This is a genomic window from Oceanobacillus sp. MO10714A, from assembly GCF_037072045.1.
GTDB classification, from domain to species: Bacteria; Bacillota; Bacilli; order Bacillales; family Amphibacillaceae; genus Oceanobacillus; species Oceanobacillus indicireducens.
Genome location: NZ_JAXHDC010000002.1, coordinates 112,226 through 129,351, shown reverse-complemented (window position 1 = coordinate 129,351; position 17,126 = coordinate 112,226). Strand labels below are relative to the sequence as shown.

Annotated in this window: 18 protein-coding genes; 2 read left to right on the top strand and 16 right to left on the bottom strand. The window is 40.9% G+C overall.

Going from position 1 to position 17,126, the window contains the following annotated elements:
- Nucleotides 1–37: 37 nt before the first annotated feature.
- The 5 genes from acpP to fapR all read right to left on the bottom strand — a co-directional run bounded on the left by acpP (nt 38) and on the right by fapR (nt 3,680).
- A complete protein-coding gene (gene acpP / locus SPD53_RS03075) occupies nt 38–274 on the bottom strand; it encodes an acyl carrier protein (RefSeq protein WP_156855486.1) in 237 nt (78 codons plus the stop codon).
- Between the two features lie 148 nt (nt 275–422).
- Nucleotides 423–1,163 carry a 3-oxoacyl-[acyl-carrier-protein] reductase gene (fabG, locus tag SPD53_RS03070; protein WP_156855487.1) on the bottom strand — a complete coding sequence of 247 codons (741 nt, stop codon included), beginning with the start codon at nt 1,161–1,163 and terminating at the stop codon, nt 423–425.
- A complete protein-coding gene (gene fabD, locus SPD53_RS03065) occupies nt 1,164–2,102 on the bottom strand; it encodes an ACP S-malonyltransferase (RefSeq protein WP_156855488.1) in 939 nt (312 codons plus the stop codon).
- A 5-nt stretch (nt 2,103–2,107) separates the two neighbouring features.
- Entirely contained in the window at nt 2,108–3,103 is a 996-nt protein-coding gene (plsX, locus tag SPD53_RS03060) for a phosphate acyltransferase PlsX (protein WP_336251629.1), read from the bottom strand.
- A 1-nt stretch (nt 3,104) separates the two neighbouring features.
- Nucleotides 3,105–3,680 (bottom strand): transcription factor FapR, encoded by a 576-nt coding sequence (gene fapR, locus SPD53_RS03055; protein WP_156855490.1) that lies wholly within the window; start codon nt 3,678–3,680, stop codon nt 3,105–3,107.
- 701 nt (nt 3,681–4,381) lie between these two features.
- Between fapR and SPD53_RS03050 the strand changes: the two genes are divergently transcribed.
- Complete coding sequence (locus SPD53_RS03050) at nt 4,382–4,699, top strand: hypothetical protein (RefSeq protein ID WP_336251628.1); 318 nt, start codon at nt 4,382–4,384, stop codon at nt 4,697–4,699.
- Nucleotides 4,700–5,191: 492 nt separating this feature from the next.
- Here the strand turns inward: SPD53_RS03050 and recG are convergent, their stop codons facing one another.
- The 5 genes from recG to SPD53_RS03025 all read right to left on the bottom strand — a co-directional run bounded on the left by recG (nt 5,192) and on the right by SPD53_RS03025 (nt 11,236).
- The gene (gene recG / locus SPD53_RS03045; RefSeq protein ID WP_336251683.1) at nt 5,192–7,225 is read right to left on the bottom strand and encodes an ATP-dependent DNA helicase RecG; all 2,034 of its coding nucleotides are present in this window, start codon (nt 7,223–7,225) and stop codon (nt 5,192–5,194) included.
- Nucleotides 7,226–7,239: 14 nt separating this feature from the next.
- Nucleotides 7,240–8,115, bottom strand: a complete 876-nt coding sequence (sdaAA, locus tag SPD53_RS03040) for an L-serine ammonia-lyase, iron-sulfur-dependent, subunit alpha (protein WP_156855494.1) — start codon at nt 8,113–8,115, stop codon at nt 7,240–7,242.
- A gap of 19 nt (nt 8,116–8,134) precedes the next feature.
- Nucleotides 8,135–8,797, bottom strand: coding sequence for an L-serine ammonia-lyase, iron-sulfur-dependent subunit beta (gene sdaAB, locus SPD53_RS03035; RefSeq protein WP_156855495.1), 663 nt, complete (start codon nt 8,795–8,797; stop codon nt 8,135–8,137).
- A gap of 284 nt (nt 8,798–9,081) precedes the next feature.
- Complete coding sequence (locus SPD53_RS03030) at nt 9,082–10,743, bottom strand: DAK2 domain-containing protein (RefSeq protein WP_156855496.1); 1,662 nt, start codon at nt 10,741–10,743, stop codon at nt 9,082–9,084.
- Nucleotides 10,744–10,873: 130 nt separating this feature from the next.
- On the bottom strand, nt 10,874–11,236 hold the full coding sequence (locus SPD53_RS03025) for an Asp23/Gls24 family envelope stress response protein (protein WP_156855497.1): 363 nt from the start codon (nt 11,234–11,236) through the stop codon (nt 10,874–10,876).
- A 288-nt stretch (nt 11,237–11,524) separates the two neighbouring features.
- Here SPD53_RS03025 and rpmB point away from each other — a divergent pair, with 288 nt between their 5' ends.
- Nucleotides 11,525–11,713 carry a 50S ribosomal protein L28 gene (rpmB, locus tag SPD53_RS03020; RefSeq protein WP_156855498.1) on the top strand — a complete coding sequence of 63 codons (189 nt, stop codon included), beginning with the start codon at nt 11,525–11,527 and terminating at the stop codon, nt 11,711–11,713.
- Nucleotides 11,714–11,968: 255 nt separating this feature from the next.
- On the opposite strand, the gene spoVM is transcribed toward rpmB, so the two are convergent.
- The 6 genes from spoVM to SPD53_RS02990 are packed head-to-tail and all read right to left on the bottom strand — an operon-like array spanning nt 11,969 to nt 17,116.
- Nucleotides 11,969–12,079, bottom strand: coding sequence for a stage V sporulation protein SpoVM (gene spoVM, locus SPD53_RS03015; protein WP_229782517.1), 111 nt, complete (start codon nt 12,077–12,079; stop codon nt 11,969–11,971).
- Nucleotides 12,080–12,091: 12 nt separating this feature from the next.
- On the bottom strand, nt 12,092–12,745 hold the full coding sequence (locus tag SPD53_RS03010) for a thiamine diphosphokinase (RefSeq protein ID WP_156855499.1): 654 nt from the start codon (nt 12,743–12,745) through the stop codon (nt 12,092–12,094).
- 3 nt (nt 12,746–12,748) lie between these two features.
- Nucleotides 12,749–13,408 (bottom strand): ribulose-phosphate 3-epimerase, encoded by a 660-nt coding sequence (rpe, locus tag SPD53_RS03005; protein WP_156855500.1) that lies wholly within the window; start codon nt 13,406–13,408, stop codon nt 12,749–12,751.
- 1 nt (nt 13,409) lies between these two features.
- Complete coding sequence (gene rsgA, locus SPD53_RS03000) at nt 13,410–14,294, bottom strand: ribosome small subunit-dependent GTPase A (protein ID WP_156855501.1); 885 nt, start codon at nt 14,292–14,294, stop codon at nt 13,410–13,412.
- Nucleotides 14,295–16,361, bottom strand: coding sequence for a Stk1 family PASTA domain-containing Ser/Thr kinase (gene pknB / locus SPD53_RS02995; protein ID WP_156855502.1), 2,067 nt, complete (start codon nt 16,359–16,361; stop codon nt 14,295–14,297).
- Nucleotides 16,358–17,116, bottom strand: coding sequence for a Stp1/IreP family PP2C-type Ser/Thr phosphatase (locus tag SPD53_RS02990; protein ID WP_156855503.1), 759 nt, complete (start codon nt 17,114–17,116; stop codon nt 16,358–16,360). The genes pknB and SPD53_RS02990 overlap by 4 nt, the downstream gene beginning before the upstream one ends.
- Nucleotides 17,117–17,126: the final 10 nt, after the last annotated feature.

Here is a 17,126-nt window from a genome sequence, read left to right as displayed (position 1 = left end):
TCATTGTATGTAAAATCCCAGCCTCTTCCCTCTTTTATTATTGAGAAACACTGTTGATATAATTTACAGCGTCACCCACTGTATTAATTTTCTCAGCTTCTTCATCAGCGATTTCCATGTCGAATTCGTCTTCAAGCTCCATTACAAGCTCAACTACGTCAAGGGAATCCGCTTCAAGGTCATCTTTAAATGACGCTTCCAACGTAACTTTTTCCTCTTCTACATCAAGACGATCAACAATGATTTCTTTTACACGTTCAAACACATCTGCCACACCGTTCACCTCCCTTCAAAGTTAATAGCCACGTCTGCTCTCTGCCCGGCAAAGACCAAATAAGTACAAACACTCTTCGGTGAGTCGAGTGATCTCCGGGTCCCAGGCGTCCGCGAAACTTATTGTAATGGCGCTACACCTTTGTTTGTTACATCACCATTCCGCCATCAATATGTATCGTTTGTCCGGTGATATAGCTAGCGTCTTCGGAGGCTAAGAAGCGCACAACTTTCGCGACATCTTCCGGTTCACCAAAGCGATCTAACGGGATCATCGATAGCATAGCTTCCTTTTGTTCATCATTTAGTGCATCGGTCATATCTGTTGAGATAAAGCCCGGCGCAACTGCATTCACTAAAATGTTTCGGGAAGCTAGTTCTTTTGCTGTTGTCTTTGTAAGCCCGATTACTCCTGCTTTTGCTGCTACGTAATTGGCTTGTCCTGGGTTTCCGCTTACTCCGACAATCGACGCAACATTGACAATTCTGCCCGCACGTTGCTTCATCATTTGCCTTGTTACGGCTTTCGTACAAAGGAAGACACCTTTTAAATTTGTGTTAATAACATCGTCAAATTCTTCTTCCTTCATACGCATCAATAAATTATCTCTCGTAACACCAGCATTATTTACAAGGACGTCCAAGCTGCCGAATTCATTAATTACTTCTTTTACCATTGCTTTTACGCTATCTTCGTCTGAAACGTTGGCTTGAACCGGGAACGATTGGACACCATAGCTTTTAAGTTCTTCAGCTACTTCTTTTGCTTTCGCTTCACTTCCTGCATAGTTAACAGCAACATTGGCTCCTTGCTTTGCAAATTCAATTGCAATCGTTCTGCCGATACCTCTAGACGCACCAGTTACTAATACGCTTTTGCCCTTTAACATTTAAGCATCCTCCTTGTACCATTCCAAAAAGTCGTGTAATGATTTCGTATCTTGCACAGCAAATGTTTTCGTTTTTCGGTCGATTTTCCGGAGCAGGCCAGATAATACTTTACCGTTTCCTATTTCAACAAAAGCATCGATTTCTTCTGTCATCATAGCCCGAATGGATGCTTCAAATTGAACTGGTGAATAAAGCTGCTTGATGAGTAAATCTTTAATTTCATCTTTTGCTGTCACCGGAGTAGCAGAGACATTTGCATAGACTGGAATGCTTGCATTGTTAATCTCAATCCCATCTAAGTAACTTGCAAATTCTTCGTTCGCCGTTTTCATTAGCCTGGAATGGAATGGTCCACTGACATTAAGCGGAAGAACTCGTTTTGCACCTTTTTGTTTTAATTGTTCTGCAGCGATTTCAATGCCTTTTACAGAACCCGAAATAACAATTTGTCCAGGACAATTCAAGTTAGCAAGATCAACTACTTCCTCCTTAATTCCCTGTAAGACTTCTGTGATTTCTTCTTCAGAAAGACCAAGGACTGCAGCCATCGTTCCTTGCCCCTTTGGAAAAGCTCGCTCCATCAAGCGACCTCTTGTTGCAACAAGGGGGACGGCGTCTTCAAAGGATATAGATCCGGAAGCCACTAATGCACTGTATTCACCGAGACTATGGCCGACTGTCATAATTGGTTGAATACCTTCTTTTAGCAAAACTTGCTCGATCGCTACACTCGTAAGCAGGAGTGCAGGTTGAGCATTTTCCGTTTCCGTTAGCGTTTCTTGAGGTCCGTTAAACATTATATCTGTAATATCTTTATTTAATAAATCATTCGCTCGGTGAAAGAATTCTTTCACTTCTGGATACGTATCATAAAATTCTTTCCCCATCCCAACAGCTTGGGAACCTTGCCCAGGGAACATAAATGCTACCCGTTTCATATCACTCACTCCTCTACATTCATTGTTCCTATCGTTTCGCCTATCATTTCTGTTACATCATGGTCAACCATATGTTTCGCTTGACGTATTGCGTTAACAATCGCCCGGCTTTTCGATGAACCGTGGGCTTTAATGACCGGTGCAGCAAGGCCGAAAAGACCAGCTCCGCCATATTCTGAGTAATCTAACCGGTTTTTCAGTGCTCCTAAGTCATTTTTCACAAGACCTGCAGCGAGTTTCGTTTTAATAGAGGACATAAACGTTTCTTTGAGTAAGGTAAAAACAGTTTGTGCTGTCCCCTCAATTGTCTTTAATGCAACATTCCCGCTAAAACCATCCGTTACAACGACATCTGCTGCATGATCAAACAAATCACGAGCTTCGACGTTTCCGATAAAATTGATTGGTGCTTCTCCCAGCAATTCAAAGGCTTTCTTCGTTAGTTCATTTCCTTTGGCGTCTTCGGTCCCAACGTTTAAAAGGGCTACAGTCGGATTTTTAATTCCTCTTACCTTTTCCGAATAGATCGATCCCATAATACCGTACTGCAGCAAATGGCTTGCTTTCGCTTCTACATTTGCCCCAACATCAAGAAACACGAAACCTTGTCCATTAATAGTCGGAAGTGTTGGACTTAATGCCGGACGGGAAATCCCTGGAATCCGTCCAACGATAAAGAGACCGGCACTCATTAAGGCACCAGTATTTCCAGCAGAAATACAAGCATCCGCTCTTCCCTCTTTAACTTCTTTAGCCATCAATACAAGGGAGGCATCCTTTTTACGACGAACGGCCCGTACCGGTTCATCTTCACTCGTAATTACTTCTTCTGTATGTATGATTGAGATGTTTTTCGAATCTGTTAAATAAGTTTTGATTTTCGCTTCGTCACCTATTAATGTAATCGATAAGTCGTCAAACTCACGAATAGCGTCCATTGCACCTTCGACGATTTCTTTCGGTGCATGGTCACCACCCATTGCATCTATTGCTAATTTCATATTATTCGTCACCTGTTTCCTCATTGGATTGGAACATTTGAAAAGTGCCTGTAAACACAACTTCCTGTTCTACATAACTTGTAACGCGAACAACTGTCAACCCTTTATCATTTTTTCCTTCGACCGTTGCTTTGGCAATAACCCGCTCACCTTCCTTTACTTGGCGGGTAAAGGTGATTTCCGATTTGGCAGTCAATGCCAGTTCATCATTGATTACAGCTACCGCAAGTGAATTGGCTTGGGCGAATAAATGGTGCCCTCTAGCAATCTTGTTTCTTGAAAAGACAAGATCTTTTGAGATATCCAAAATAGAAATTGCTCGCTCATCCAGTTCTAAATCAATGATTTCACCAATCACCTCTTCAATTTGCAAAGCACGAACCGTTTCATTCCATTGGTCTTTCGCAACGGACTTAATTCGCTCACGCATTTCAGGAATACCGAGTTCCATCCGGTCTAACCGGATCGTTTGAATGCTTACATTAAATTCATTCGCCAATTGTTCATCTGTAATAAATGGAATTTCCTCGATTTTCTCTTTTAGAAGCTGCTGTCTTTCTGCTTTTGTTTTTTTCATTCTGCACCTTCCACACCGTACTTTATCGCAGTGTAACTGACTGAAGGATTCCACTAAAAGATACAACCATTTAATTCTAAGTGGGAGATTCAACAGCCAGTGACTTCCCGATTGGTTCAACTAACATTCAGTTGAGGATGAAACGTCGACTAAAAAGAAACGTTCTGTCGCAACGTTGGCACTAACACATTCTGTGCGTCGCCCCCCTGAATAAAGTTCACTTTAAGACTTGGTACTAATAGTAACACAAATGCTTATTAAAGGGTAGCATTTTTTTCACTAAAGCTCAAGTGTAGCAATGCTAAATGAATAAATATCAATACTTCGTTTTAATAAGCACCGTTTATAAAAAATATTATTGAGTCGTCCAATAAAACTGCGGTTAAGTAGTTAAAGACACTTACCTATACAAGATTATTATACTTAACTCGAAGTATAAAGTACAAGAAGCTTATTGCTAATAGCGTTTATACAATCTTCCTGTACTTTATTCAAAAAAGAGGTTTTATGGTGTACAATTTACTTGTACGAGTAGATAGGTGTAATACAACATAGATCAATCTAGATTTTTTGACAAAGACAAATGGGAATCGATGGGACCTGAAGAGATTAATAAATTGGAAAGCAATTTCCAATTTATCGTATCTGAGGCAGAGAAGAAGAATAAACAACAAGACTAAATGTGTAGAGGAGGAGAACAAATGAAGGAAAATGGAATGGAATTGTTACTAAAAGAACTTAAAGCTATGAACGAGAAAATCACAGCAATTGAAACGAAAATGGCAACAAAGAATGATTTAGAATCTATAAATCTAAAAATTGATTCTATCTCCAAGCAAGCCGTAAAGAACGCTGAGGACATTTCAGTTATTAAAGAAAACCAAGAAAAGGCAACTGAAAAGCATAACGAAATCTTGTCTACATTGAATGATTTAGCCACTAAAGAAGACCTCGAATACCTCGACAAAAAAGTCGGCGAACATGATCGGGAAATATTTAAAATTAAAAATAGAGCTTAGTAATAACACAGTATTAATACACCACGACTAAACACACCAGGATAACGTTTATTTTGGTGTGTTTTTGAAAAACAACGCGAACACTTTTTCACGAGTTTTGCCACTATTTCGGCACGCGGACCACCAGTCCATGATGCTTAAAGCATTTCGTAAACTGCAGGAATGGGATGCGAATCTATTTACAATGTATGTTGCCCTTCCCTATACATGGTTCAGAGATATGATTTCGATGATCTTTTATTAATTCAAAACTTGACTCACGATTTTAAAGTAACGGAAAAATTGTGTGAGAGAAGAATGGACCATATAAAAAGAAATATGCCTGTTCTGTTACCAAATTGTCGCTAAAACCAAAGCAATATATAACTGAGGATACTTTTGGAAGTGGTTTTAAAAACACTACCCTCAAACCCCTAGGTATCAAAGGATTTGAGGGCTTATAAGCATTACAACAGTAAGATATAATACGAAATGCAAGCCATTCTGAGAAAATCAATCTAATTTCGTATGAAGGTCTGGATCTGTTTCGAGCAACTCCCGTAGTTTTCTGTATTCGTCATCTGTCTCGAGCAATTCCTGATTGACAATATAAGTTGCATCATTTCTTGCCGTTTCAAGTGCCCGATAATCATGTACCATATCCGCTACTTTAAATTCCGGGATCCCACTTTGCTTTCTCCCAAAGAAGTCACCAGGACCCCGGAGCTGCAGATCCCTTTCCGCCAATTCAAATCCGTTATTTGTCTCTGTCATAATGCTCATTCTTTCCTTCCCCACATCATTCTTCGGTTCAGCAATCAAGATACAATAACTTTGCTTGTCGCCTCTTCCAACTCTCCCTCGCAACTGGTGAAGTTGCGCCAACCCGAAGCGTTCAGCATCATAAATAACCATAATTGTGGCATTTGGAACATTCACTCCAACTTCAACAACTGTTGTTGAAACGAGAACTTGAATTTTGTTTTCAGCATACTCTTTCATAACCGCATCTTTTTCATCAGCTGGAAGACGGCCATGCATTAAGCCAACCTTTATTTCCGGTGGGAAAAACTCAACCAATTGATGATAAAGATCGACGGCATTCTGGATATCCAATTTATCGGATTCTTCGATGAGTGGGCTGATGAGATATGCTTGTTCACCACTTTCCACATGTTTGATTATAAAATTCAAAATACGCTCAAACATATTTTCTTTTACCCAGAGGGTTTCTACTTCTTTTCTCCCAGCTGGCATCTCATTTATTTGGGACACATCCATGTCACCAAAAGCCGTAATTGCCAGCGTACGGGGAATCGGAGTTGCCGTCATAAATAACACGTCGGGATGCAGTCCTTTATCCCTTAGCGTTCGGCGCTGCTCTACTCCGAAACGATGCTGTTCATCAACAATCACAAGACCGAGATCTTGGAATAGGACATCATCTTGAATCAATGCATGGGTACCGATGATTAAATCTACATCCCCCGCCTCAAGTCCAGTTAATATCTCTCTACGCTCCTTCGTCTTCACCGACCCTGTAAGAAGACGCACATTCGCAAGCTCCCCGAACAATTCTTGTAAGGATTGATAATGCTGTTCCGCAAGTATTTCCGTTGGGACCATTAATGCCCCTTGTTTTCCGGCTGTCAAAGAAGCATAAAGACAGATGGCTGCAACTGCAGTCTTCCCTGAACCTACATCACCCTGCAACAACCGATTCATCCGGTATGAAGAACGCATGTCTAAGAGAATTTCTTCAAGTGAGGAATTTTGCGCATTTGTTAATTTGAAAGGAAATCGTTCGATAAAGCTGTTCACTTTTTCTTCATCATACTTTTGTGCATTCCCTTCTGTTGCTTCTCGATGCTTCTTACGTAAAAGCTGCATTTTCAACTGGAAAAGTAAAAATTCCTCATAAATGTATCTTCTTCGTGCATGCTTCAGTTGAACACGATTTTGCGGAAAGTGCAGCATTTCTACCGCATCTTTCCGAGATGGTAGCTTATATGCTGTTAAATAGGACTCAGGAAGAATCTCTGTTATTTGGTCACCATAATCTTCAAGCGCTTGAGAAATCACCTTTTTCAACCGGTAATTTGTTATGTCTCCTTTTACAGAATACATTGGTTGGATTTCTGTCGAATCTTCCTGGGCACCCTTGCGATAGTTGCTGACGGTAATCCGCAGTCTATGGGCGTCCCATTTACCAGTAAGCGTAACAGTATCCCCTGCATTCAATTGTTTCTTCGCGAACGCGCGATTGAACATTACCGCTTTGATTGCAACATTCTCAACATCTACCGTTAATACTAAACGCGACTTTTTTCTTCCATAAAAAGTAAGGGAAGGCTCGTATAAAATCCTTCCCACAATCGTTACTTTATCTTCATGGATTAGTTCGCTTAGCGGTAAAACTTCCAATACGTCATATTTATACGGCAAATAATGCAACAAATCTTCAATCGTATATACATTCATTAGGTTTAAATCTTCGGCAAATTTTCCCCCGATTCCTTTTACATTTTTTACTGATTCGTTAAGCAAGGCAATCACTCTTTCTAAACAGAAACACCAAATATTTTTTCCTTTAAAAGTCTTCCCGTTGGAGTATCAGCAAGACCTCCTTCCCCAGTCTCCCGAAGACTTGAGGGCATCTGTCTGCCAATCCGGTACATTGCACCAACTACTTCATCTGCTGGAATCCTGCTTGTTACACCAGCTAAAGCGAGATCAGCAGAAACAATCGCTTGAGAGGAACCTAGCGCATTCCGTTTTACGCAAGGCACTTCAACTAATCCAGCTACTGGATCACAAACTAAACCGAGCATATTTTTTAATGTAATCGCAAAGGCATCAGCAGATTGTTGAGCAGTACCACCTGCCATTTCCACAATTGCAGCCGCTGCCATCGCGCCTGCTGAACCGACTTCAGCTTGACATCCACCAGCGGCACCTGAAATAAACGCATTGTTCGCTACAACAAAACCGAAAGCTCCTGCAGTGAATAAGTAACGGATCATTTGCTCACGGGTCGGGTTCAACTGGTTCTTCACCGCAAAAAGTGTCCCCGGTACACATCCGGCGCTCCCAGCTGTTGGTGTAGCACAAATAACCCCCATCGCAGCATTTACTTCATTCGTCCCCATCGCTTTACTGACTGCATCAAGTAGGATTGGTCCAGATAACGGTGTTTTCTCTTGCATATATTTCTGTACAAGCACTGCGTCTCCGCCTGTAAGCCCGGTTACTGACTGTACACCTTGTAATGCTCGTTCAATAGCATTTTCCATCACTTGCAAATTCTTTTCCATTTCTAAAACTATGTCTTCACGGCTGCGCTCTTTAACATCCATTTCCTGAAGAATCATTACTTCCGAAATCGGTATGTTTTTCGTCTCTGCAATTTCCACCAATTCAGCAATTGTGCGAAACATGTGCATTCCCCTTTCGATTCTAACTTTCTATTTTCGAAATCTGGATAATATGTTCCCTAGATTGTAATTCTTTTAATAGATTATCATCGACATTTTGGTCGACTTCAATGACCATTAGCGCCTCTTTCCCGACATCTTTCCGGTTCACTTCCATATGTCCGATGTTAATTTCGTGTTTCGCCAATACTTCGGTTACCGATGCAATAGTCCCAAAGCGGTCGTTATGCATAATAAGAATCGCCGGATGGTTTCCTGAAAGCCTTAACTGGAATCCGTTCAATTCAGTAATTTCTACTTTTCCGCCACCAATTGAAATTCCGACTAATTCTAACTTGTCTTTATCATCACCGATAAGGAGTCTTGCAGTATTCGGGTGATCTACACGTGAGTTATCTTCAATAAATTCAATTTCCAATCCATTTTCTTTTGCAATAGTTAAAGCTTTGCTCATCCTGACGTCATCTGTTGCAAATCCAAGTAATCCACCTGCAAGTGCAAAATCTGTTCCATGGCCTTTGTACGTTTTGGCGAAAGATTCATAGAGATAGATTTTCGCCCATGTTGGCTGTTTTCCAAACAAATTGCGTGCAGCAAGCCCAATTCGCGCAGCTCCTGCCGTATGTGAGCTTGATGGCCCAATCATCACCGGTCCAATAATATCGAATACGGAATTATATTTCATCTTAAACACCGCCTTTTATCGACTACTCATTTCCACTCCAATTATAGCAAAAAAGCTTACAGCATGCATAATACAGGAAGGTTTTTCTACTCAAGGTCCGCAATTCCGATATCTCTCGCTTTCCGTAGGCGAACAGGTTAATCTTCGGGCTAAGCACTAAGGTCTCACCTTGGCCAAAGGTTGTTCTAGTTACGGAGCTCGTCACATGACGTGACCGTTCTTATGATGGACTAAAAAACCGCATCGTACCGAGGTTGTTTGGTAGATGCGGTTGGTGATTTGGTTTATTCGACAGCGAAGATATAGGAATAGATTGGCTGTTCTCCGTTATGGATTTCAATCTCTATATCCTCAAAGTACTCTTCAACATAAGCTTCTATCTCAGCGACTTCTGTTTCTGTAACATCTTCACCATAAAGAATGGTCAAGATTTCATCGTCTTCTGTGATAAGTTCGTTTAATAACGATTTGACAGCTTCTTGTTTCTTTTCGTTGGAAGCAATAATCTTACCATCTTCAATTGCCATAAAGTGATCTTTTTCAATCGTTATCCCATCAATTTGCGTATCACGAACGGCATACGTAATTTGGCCAGTTTTCACTTCTTTACTAGCCGCCTCCATCGCTTCCTGGTTCGCTGCTAACTCAGCTTCAGGATCAAAGACAAGCATGGCACTGATCCCTTGAGGGATTGTTCTTGTCGGAACTACAGCGACATTTTCGTCCGCGATGTCTGCTGCCTGCTCAGCTGCCATTTGGATATTCTTATTGTTTGGCAGAACGAGTACATTTTTAGCATGGGCTCTCGTTATTGCTTCTGTAATATCCTTCGTGCTCGGATTCATTGTTTGTCCGCCCTCAATAACTACTGTGGCCCCGAGACTTTCAAACAACGCTTTAAGTCCAGCCCCCATTGTAACGGTAACAATGCCATACTCGGCTTTTTCTATCGGTGTGTTTGTTTTTTCTTTGTTGCTAACAATCGCACTATGCTGTTCACGCATATTTTCGATCTTCATGTTAATCAAACTACCGTAGCGCTGTCCGAGTGTTAAACAATCTCCTGGCTGTTCGGAATGAACATGAACTTTAACAATTTCATCATCGGAAACAACAAGTAAGGAATCCCCTATTTCACTTAATGTTTCACGGAATTCCTCTTCATTATATGGATAGTCTTTTAGCTTATCGTCTTCAAATTTAACCATAAACTCTGTACAATATCCGTAAACAATTTCAGATGTATCCATGAAATCTTGCGTTATTTTATGATGTTCCGCATTGACAAGATCTTCCATCTCTACTTCAACTGTTTCTTCTGGAAGTTCTTCCCCTTTAAGCGCCGCTAGGAATCCTTCATAAATCGTCACTAATCCCTGTCCTCCCGAATCAACAACACCAACTTCTTTTAAAACAGGAAGTAAATCCGGTGTACGCTTTAAGGATGCCTTCGCTTCAATTAAAGTTTTCTCCATGAGGGCGATAATATCTGTTTCCACCTTAGCAATTTCTACTGCTTTATTAGCTGCATCTTTTGCAACAGTAAGGATTGTTCCCTCTACAGGTTTCATTACCGCTTTATAGGCTGTAGTCACTCCAGCTTCGAATGCATGGGCAAAGTCTTCTGCTTCCAATGTTTCTAAATTTTCCATTCCTCTACCAAATCCGCGGAAAATTTGTGACAGGATAACACCTGAGTTTCCTCGCGCCCCCATCAATAAACCTTTAGCAAATGCATTTGCAATAACAGAAACATCGTCTGAATCCGTTTGCTTCACTTCATTTACACCTGAGGTCATTGATAAGTTCATATTTGTTCCTGTATCCCCGTCCGGTACCGGAAACACATTTAATGCGTCGATTTTTTGTGCATTGTTCGATAGGTGATGTGCTCCGGAGAGGATCATCTGTGTTAACAGACTACCATCTAACTTATGTATAGTCACCATACTTCCTCCTTAAATAAACCATGCCTAACTCCTGTTAACTGCTCATACGGTCAGGAACTGTTCAGTAACTTGTACGAAAACAGTAGAGAGGAGATTAACAGGCGTTAGCAATTCCATGTAGTTTTCCTTAATCGTTAGACACTCGGACTCCTTGGATGTATATATTTACCGAGTCAATAGATAGGCCTAATGATTGTTCCAGTGTATATTTCACTTGAGACTGCACATTGCTCGCAACCTCAGAAATTTTCGTGCCATAGCTTACGATGATATATAGATCGATATGCAATTCTTCATCTTCCTGCCGGACTACGATACCGCGGGAATAGTTTTCTTTCCGTAAAATTTCAGCGATCCCATCACGTATTTGACTTTTGGATGCCATACCTACAATCCCGTAACATTCTACAGCTGTACCTCCGGCAATCGTTGCGATGACATCATTAGTGATTGTAACTTGACCATCGTTTGTGTGAAGTTCAATGGACATGAGGATCCTCCTTCATGATTTCAATTTCGTAAAAATAAAATAATTAATAAAGCCTTGTCCTATACTAACTTATAAAGCATAAGGCTATTCTACTACAATCCACCTTTTTTTAAAAGTGAATGTGTGATTTACAAGCTCGTTATTTTCTCTTCTTACAATGGCGGATTTTTTTCTATCTGTCAAGCAATTTTTCTTTGCAGCAAAAAAAGTTTCGTTGCATTCTCAGTTAACTTGTGATAAATTATATAAGTATGAAAATGATATTTGGTATAGTAAGGAGGGAATGTCATGGCTAGAAAATGTGTTGTAACTGGACGTAAAACGAGCAGCGGAAATCTACGTTCTCATGCTATGAACTCCAACAGACGTAAATGGAAAGCGAATGTACAAAAAGTACGTATCATGGTAGATGGTAAACCAAAACGTGTATATGTATCCGCACGTGCTTTGAAATCAGGTAAAGTAGAGCGCGTATAATCGCATGGGCTCCATGATGAATTGTGTACAACCCCAAAAAAGTACTCTAATCCAAGAGTGCTTTTTTATTTTGTCCAAATGCCAACTTGTAAACCAAGCTTTCTATCCAGATCCGTAGCACTCTCCCCGCGGAAAGCGAGAGATATCGGAACTGCGCATCTCCAGTAGCAAACGGTTGAACATATTCTAAATTTAATCAAGTCTCTAAAGCAAAAAACACAGCTTCTGTCGCGTAATGGACAAAAGCCGTGTTTTTTATTTATCTTTTTTAAATACACCCATGACCACTTTCACAAATCCACCAATAAACCTTGGGAGCTTAATCGTATAGAATTTAATAGGTTCCCCCTCCTTCGTACAAACCAAGCTTCACGCCTCTTAAGAATCTCTACTCTTTATTAATAATAATATGCCTCGTCTGTACGAAAAATTCCCACTTTCATGAGATAGTTCATTGGAGATGCAAAGTGTTGATCCCCAGGTGATTGTTTCATTCTCTAACGGATAATAAAAGCCATTTAGCGTAATACCTTCTACAACCTCACTGAATGGAACGAAAGATACATACGGATAATCAGGGTCTCTCTCTATTGTATGTGTTCCCGGTTTCGTTAAAACTAATTGATTTTGTCTATCAATGATTTTGCCGATTATCCCTTTTTCTAGAATTCGGTATAATAGCTGGATATTTATTAATTCATGATCTTTCCTGCCGGCTGTCACCCCGAATAAAAGAATTGTTGCCGGTTGAAGTTGAAAAGCTTTGTTTAACGCTAGTTCTAAATCTGTTTCATCTTTCTCACTCGGCAGCTTATTAAAATTACTTACCTTTTCCCGGATAAGTTTCATTTCTTCTGTCGTAACAGAATCAAAATCCCCCACCGCATCATGAATTTCTAAACCGGAACGAAGAATATGGAGAGCGCCACGGTCCGCACCGATCCACAAATCCACTGTACGCTTATAAATGGTGAGATCTGGCAATGTTTCTCCCGGGCCACTGCCTACAATTCCAATTGTGAGGTGATTCATGTATTATTCATCCCTTGTCGCATCAACAATTGCTTTAATTGCTTGTTTTCTATCTGGCTGGCTGAAAATAGCACTACCAGCGACAAGTACGTCTGCTCCTGCATCTGTACAAATTTTTGCAGTGTCTGTGTTGACTCCGCCATCCACTTCAATTTCAAAGGAAAGACCCATTTCTTTCCGCCAGCTGTCAAGCTGACGAATCTTATTCACCGTCTCTGGGATAAATTTCTGACCACCAAAGCCTGGGTTTACTGTCATGATTAGTACCATATCAATGTCTTTTAGGATTGGTAACAAGAGTTCTGCAGGAGTTGCTGGATTAATTACTACCCCCGCCTTTACGCCATTATCCCGTATTAATTGGATCGTGCGGTGCAAGTGGGTGCAAGCTTCCTGATGAACCGTTATAATATCCGCTCCAGCCTTTGCAAATGCAGGGATATACTGATCTGGATTTTCAATCATTAAATGGACATCAAGCGGGAGTTCTGTTACCGGGCGTATCGCCTCGACAATTAATGGGCCAATCGTAATATTAGGAACGAAATGGCCATCCATCACATCAACGTGAATATAATCAGCGCCATATGTAGCGACTTCCTTAATTTCATTACCTAATTGAGCAAAATCAGCAGATAAAATAGATGGTGCAATTTTTACCATGTTAATACCTCGGCTTTCTCAACATAATTTCTTCTAAAAATCTTACATAATTTCCGTAACGTGATGCGGCAATTTCTCCTGTTGAAACTGCTGCCTTTACTGCACATTTAGGTTCTTTTAGATGCATACATCCCCTAAATTTACAGTCTCCCAATCGTTCGCGAAATTCGGGGAAACAATAAGATAATTCATTTGCTTCCAATGTATCGAATTCAAGGGAGCTAAAACCCGGTGTATCTGCAACAAGACCATTATACATTTCGAGCAATTCAACATGTCTTGTCGTATGTCTCCCTCTTCCAAGGCTTTCAGATATCTCACCTGTCTTTAAATCAAGGGAGTCGTCAAGCATATTAAGAATAGTTGATTTTCCAACACCAGACTGACCAGCAATAACAGTAATATGATCCTTAAAATAGTGCTCGAGAGCATTAAAGCCTTGCCCGTCCTTCATGGATAGCAGCTCTGTACGATAACCAATATTCTCGTATAACTTGCGGTACGATTCCATTTTTTCTTTTTCTGTGGCAGATGTTAAATCCATCTTTGTAATAAAAATGACTGGTTGAATGTCTCTCGACTCGATAAGTACTAAAAAACGATCTAATAATGTCTCATTGAAATCAGGTGCTTTAGCAGAAGTAACGATAATCGCTTGTGTTATATTGGCAATCGGCGGCCGTACCAGCTCATTCGAACGGGGCTTAATTTCCATGATATATCCTTCATTTGGATCTTCATACTCGAAGGTCACAAGATCACCGACGAGGGGGGTAATATTCTGGTTACGGAATACCCCTCTCCCGCGGCATTGATAGATTGACCCGTCTTCTGTCTTCACATAATAGAAGCCGCTTAATGCTTTAATAATTCTGCCTTCCTCCATTTAGTCACCCTCTTCATAAGATACTACATCGTTCGTCACAATTTCATCGTCTCTCGTAATGATATATTCCGCTTCGTCATTGTAAGCAATGAGAAGTGTGAAAGTTACCGGAGTATCTTCCGTAATTGTTAATTCTTCATAAACATCCGAAACATTGTTATTCACGTCACCAATATAAATACGTACGGTCTGTTCTACCGGCTCTTCTGGTGTCTCCTCTTCTTCCGTACCTTCTTCTCCTGTTTCATCATCTTCATCCTCGCTATTTCCTGTGTAAGGAACAGTAAGCGTGATACGGTGGGAGGTTGGTGGTATTTCACGTGGACCGGTGGAAATATATACATCAACGGATGCGCCTTCTTCCAGTTCAGTTCCAGACTCAGGTGATTGTCGGATTACTTTGCCTTCTTCTACATTATCCGAATTCTCTTCATGTTTTGTGAACACAAGATTATTCTTTTCCAAATAATCCCTTGCTTCTTTCTCTGTCATACCCGTTAAATTATTCAAACTGATCAGCTCAGGACCAATACTCACTTCGAATATTACCCGGGTTTCGCTCGGGATGACCTCTGTATCTGGTGAGGGCTGGAGTTGATTCGTAATTTCTCCTGATGGACGATCGGAATGTTTTTCAACGGTGAAAATATTCTCTGGATCGAATCCTTCACCTTCTAAGATATGCATCACTTGATCGATATCTTGTCCGACATAATCCTCCATCGGAAAATGTTCTTTCCCTTCACTTACAGTTAATGTAACCGTTGATTCTTCTTTCACTGTACGCCCAGCAGACGGACTCATGGAAATAACATGTCCCTCTTCAACTTCATCGGAAAATGTGAGTTCTTCCTCAACAATAAGATTCAAATTCTCTAGCTGCTCTTTTGCATCCTCATATTCTTCTCCCACGACGTCAATAAGCTCAACATCTTTTGGCAACAAAATTCCAGGCACAAAAAATAACACAACAACAGTAGCCGCAAGCAAAACGAAGAGTATACTTATAATGAGCAACCACTTTTTCTTCTTGCTTTTTTTCTTCTTTTCTTTCGGTTTCTTGCCTTTCTTTTTATTTCCTTTTTCATCCGGTTTTGGAGGATAAGATTTCGTTGTATTATTTGGCTTACTTACGATTGTTTCCTCATTTTCCGAACCATGAAACTGATCATCGGTTATAATTGGAATCGCCCGCGTTTCCTCGCCGGCTTCTACTGGTGGTTCGTAGGGCGGTTCGTTCAGCCGGTCCGGATCAAGTGCATGGTTGACTGCATCTTCAAGTTCATAGATGGACTGGTAACGGTGGAACGGGTCTTTTGCAGTTGCTTTTAATACGATATTTTCTACACTCTGTGGTATATCTGGATTATATTGTCTTACAGATGGTGTTTTACTTTGTAAATGTTTCAAAGCAATCGACACAGGTGATTGACCGGAAAAAGGCAAGCGACCGGTTAATAACTCGTAAAACAGAATCCCAATCGAATAAATATCCGATTTTTTCGTTGCCATACCGCCTCTTGCCTGTTCAGGAGATAGGTAGTGGACAGAGCCGAGAATGGAATTCGTCTGAGTGAGTGAAGTGGCACTTAACGCAATCGCAATTCCAAAGTCCGTGACCTTTGCTTGACCAAAGCTGTTCATCAGAATATTTTGCGGTTTAATATCCCGATGGACAATATCATTATCATGGGCATGGGCAATAGCTGATATGATTTGCTTAACAATATCTACCGCTTCATTGACCTCAATCGGGCCTTGTTGTTGTATGTATTCTTTCAATGTTAAACCGTCAACATATTCCATAACCATATAAAGATTGTCTTCTTCTTCCCCAACATCAAAGATATTTACAATATTAGGATGAGTCAGGCTCGTTGCAGCTTGTGCTTCCCTGTCAAAGCGGGTAGTAAATTCCGTGTCGTTAATATACTCACTCCGGAGTGCTTTAATTGCAACATCACGCTCCAGGATTGTATCGCGCGCAAGATAAACTTCTGCCATACCACCGCTACCAATCTTTTTAATGATCTTGTAGCGTTCATTTAATAGCTGGCCTTGTCTCATTCCGTTTCACCCGCTCTCACTGCCTGTTCATGGTGTATAAGTGCGATCGAGATGTTGTCCTCTCCACCACGCTCGTTTGCAAGACCAATCATTTCTTCACCTATTTCCTGCAAAACAGCTTGTTTAGACAGGATATCCTCTATTTCTGCATCCATTAGTTTATTGGTCAACCCATCAGAACATAGTAACAGTTTATCTTCCACTTCCCAACCAATTGTCTGAATCTCACATTCTGTCATTGCCTCTGTTCCAAGTGCACGTACTAAAACATTTTTCCTTGGATGGTAGGCTGCATCATCGGGTGAAATTTGTCCGGCACGGAGCAATTCATTAACTAACGAATGATCCTCAGTAAGTTGCTTTAGCTTTCCGTCGTTATATAAATAGCCACGACTGTCTCCAATATGGGCGATCGTGATGAATTCATCTGTGCAGGCAGCAAGGACAACAGTAGTGCCCATTCCTTCAAGCTCTACTTGTTCTTTTGCTTCCGTATAGACGACGTCATTCGCTTCTTTTACCGTCTCCAATATCCAAGCTTCCAGTTCCGTTGCCTGTTGAAACTGGACTTCTTTTTCCCATTTCTGTTGAATGAAATTTGTCGCAAGTTCGCTCGCAACTTCTCCGGCAGAATGACCTCCCATTCCATCAGCGACGATTGCGAGCACTTGATTTGCCTGATTATAAAAGATGCCGCCTGAATCTTCGTTATGGCTTCGCACCTTGCCGACATCCGTTATAAAGTATGCTTCCATGTTGACCCCC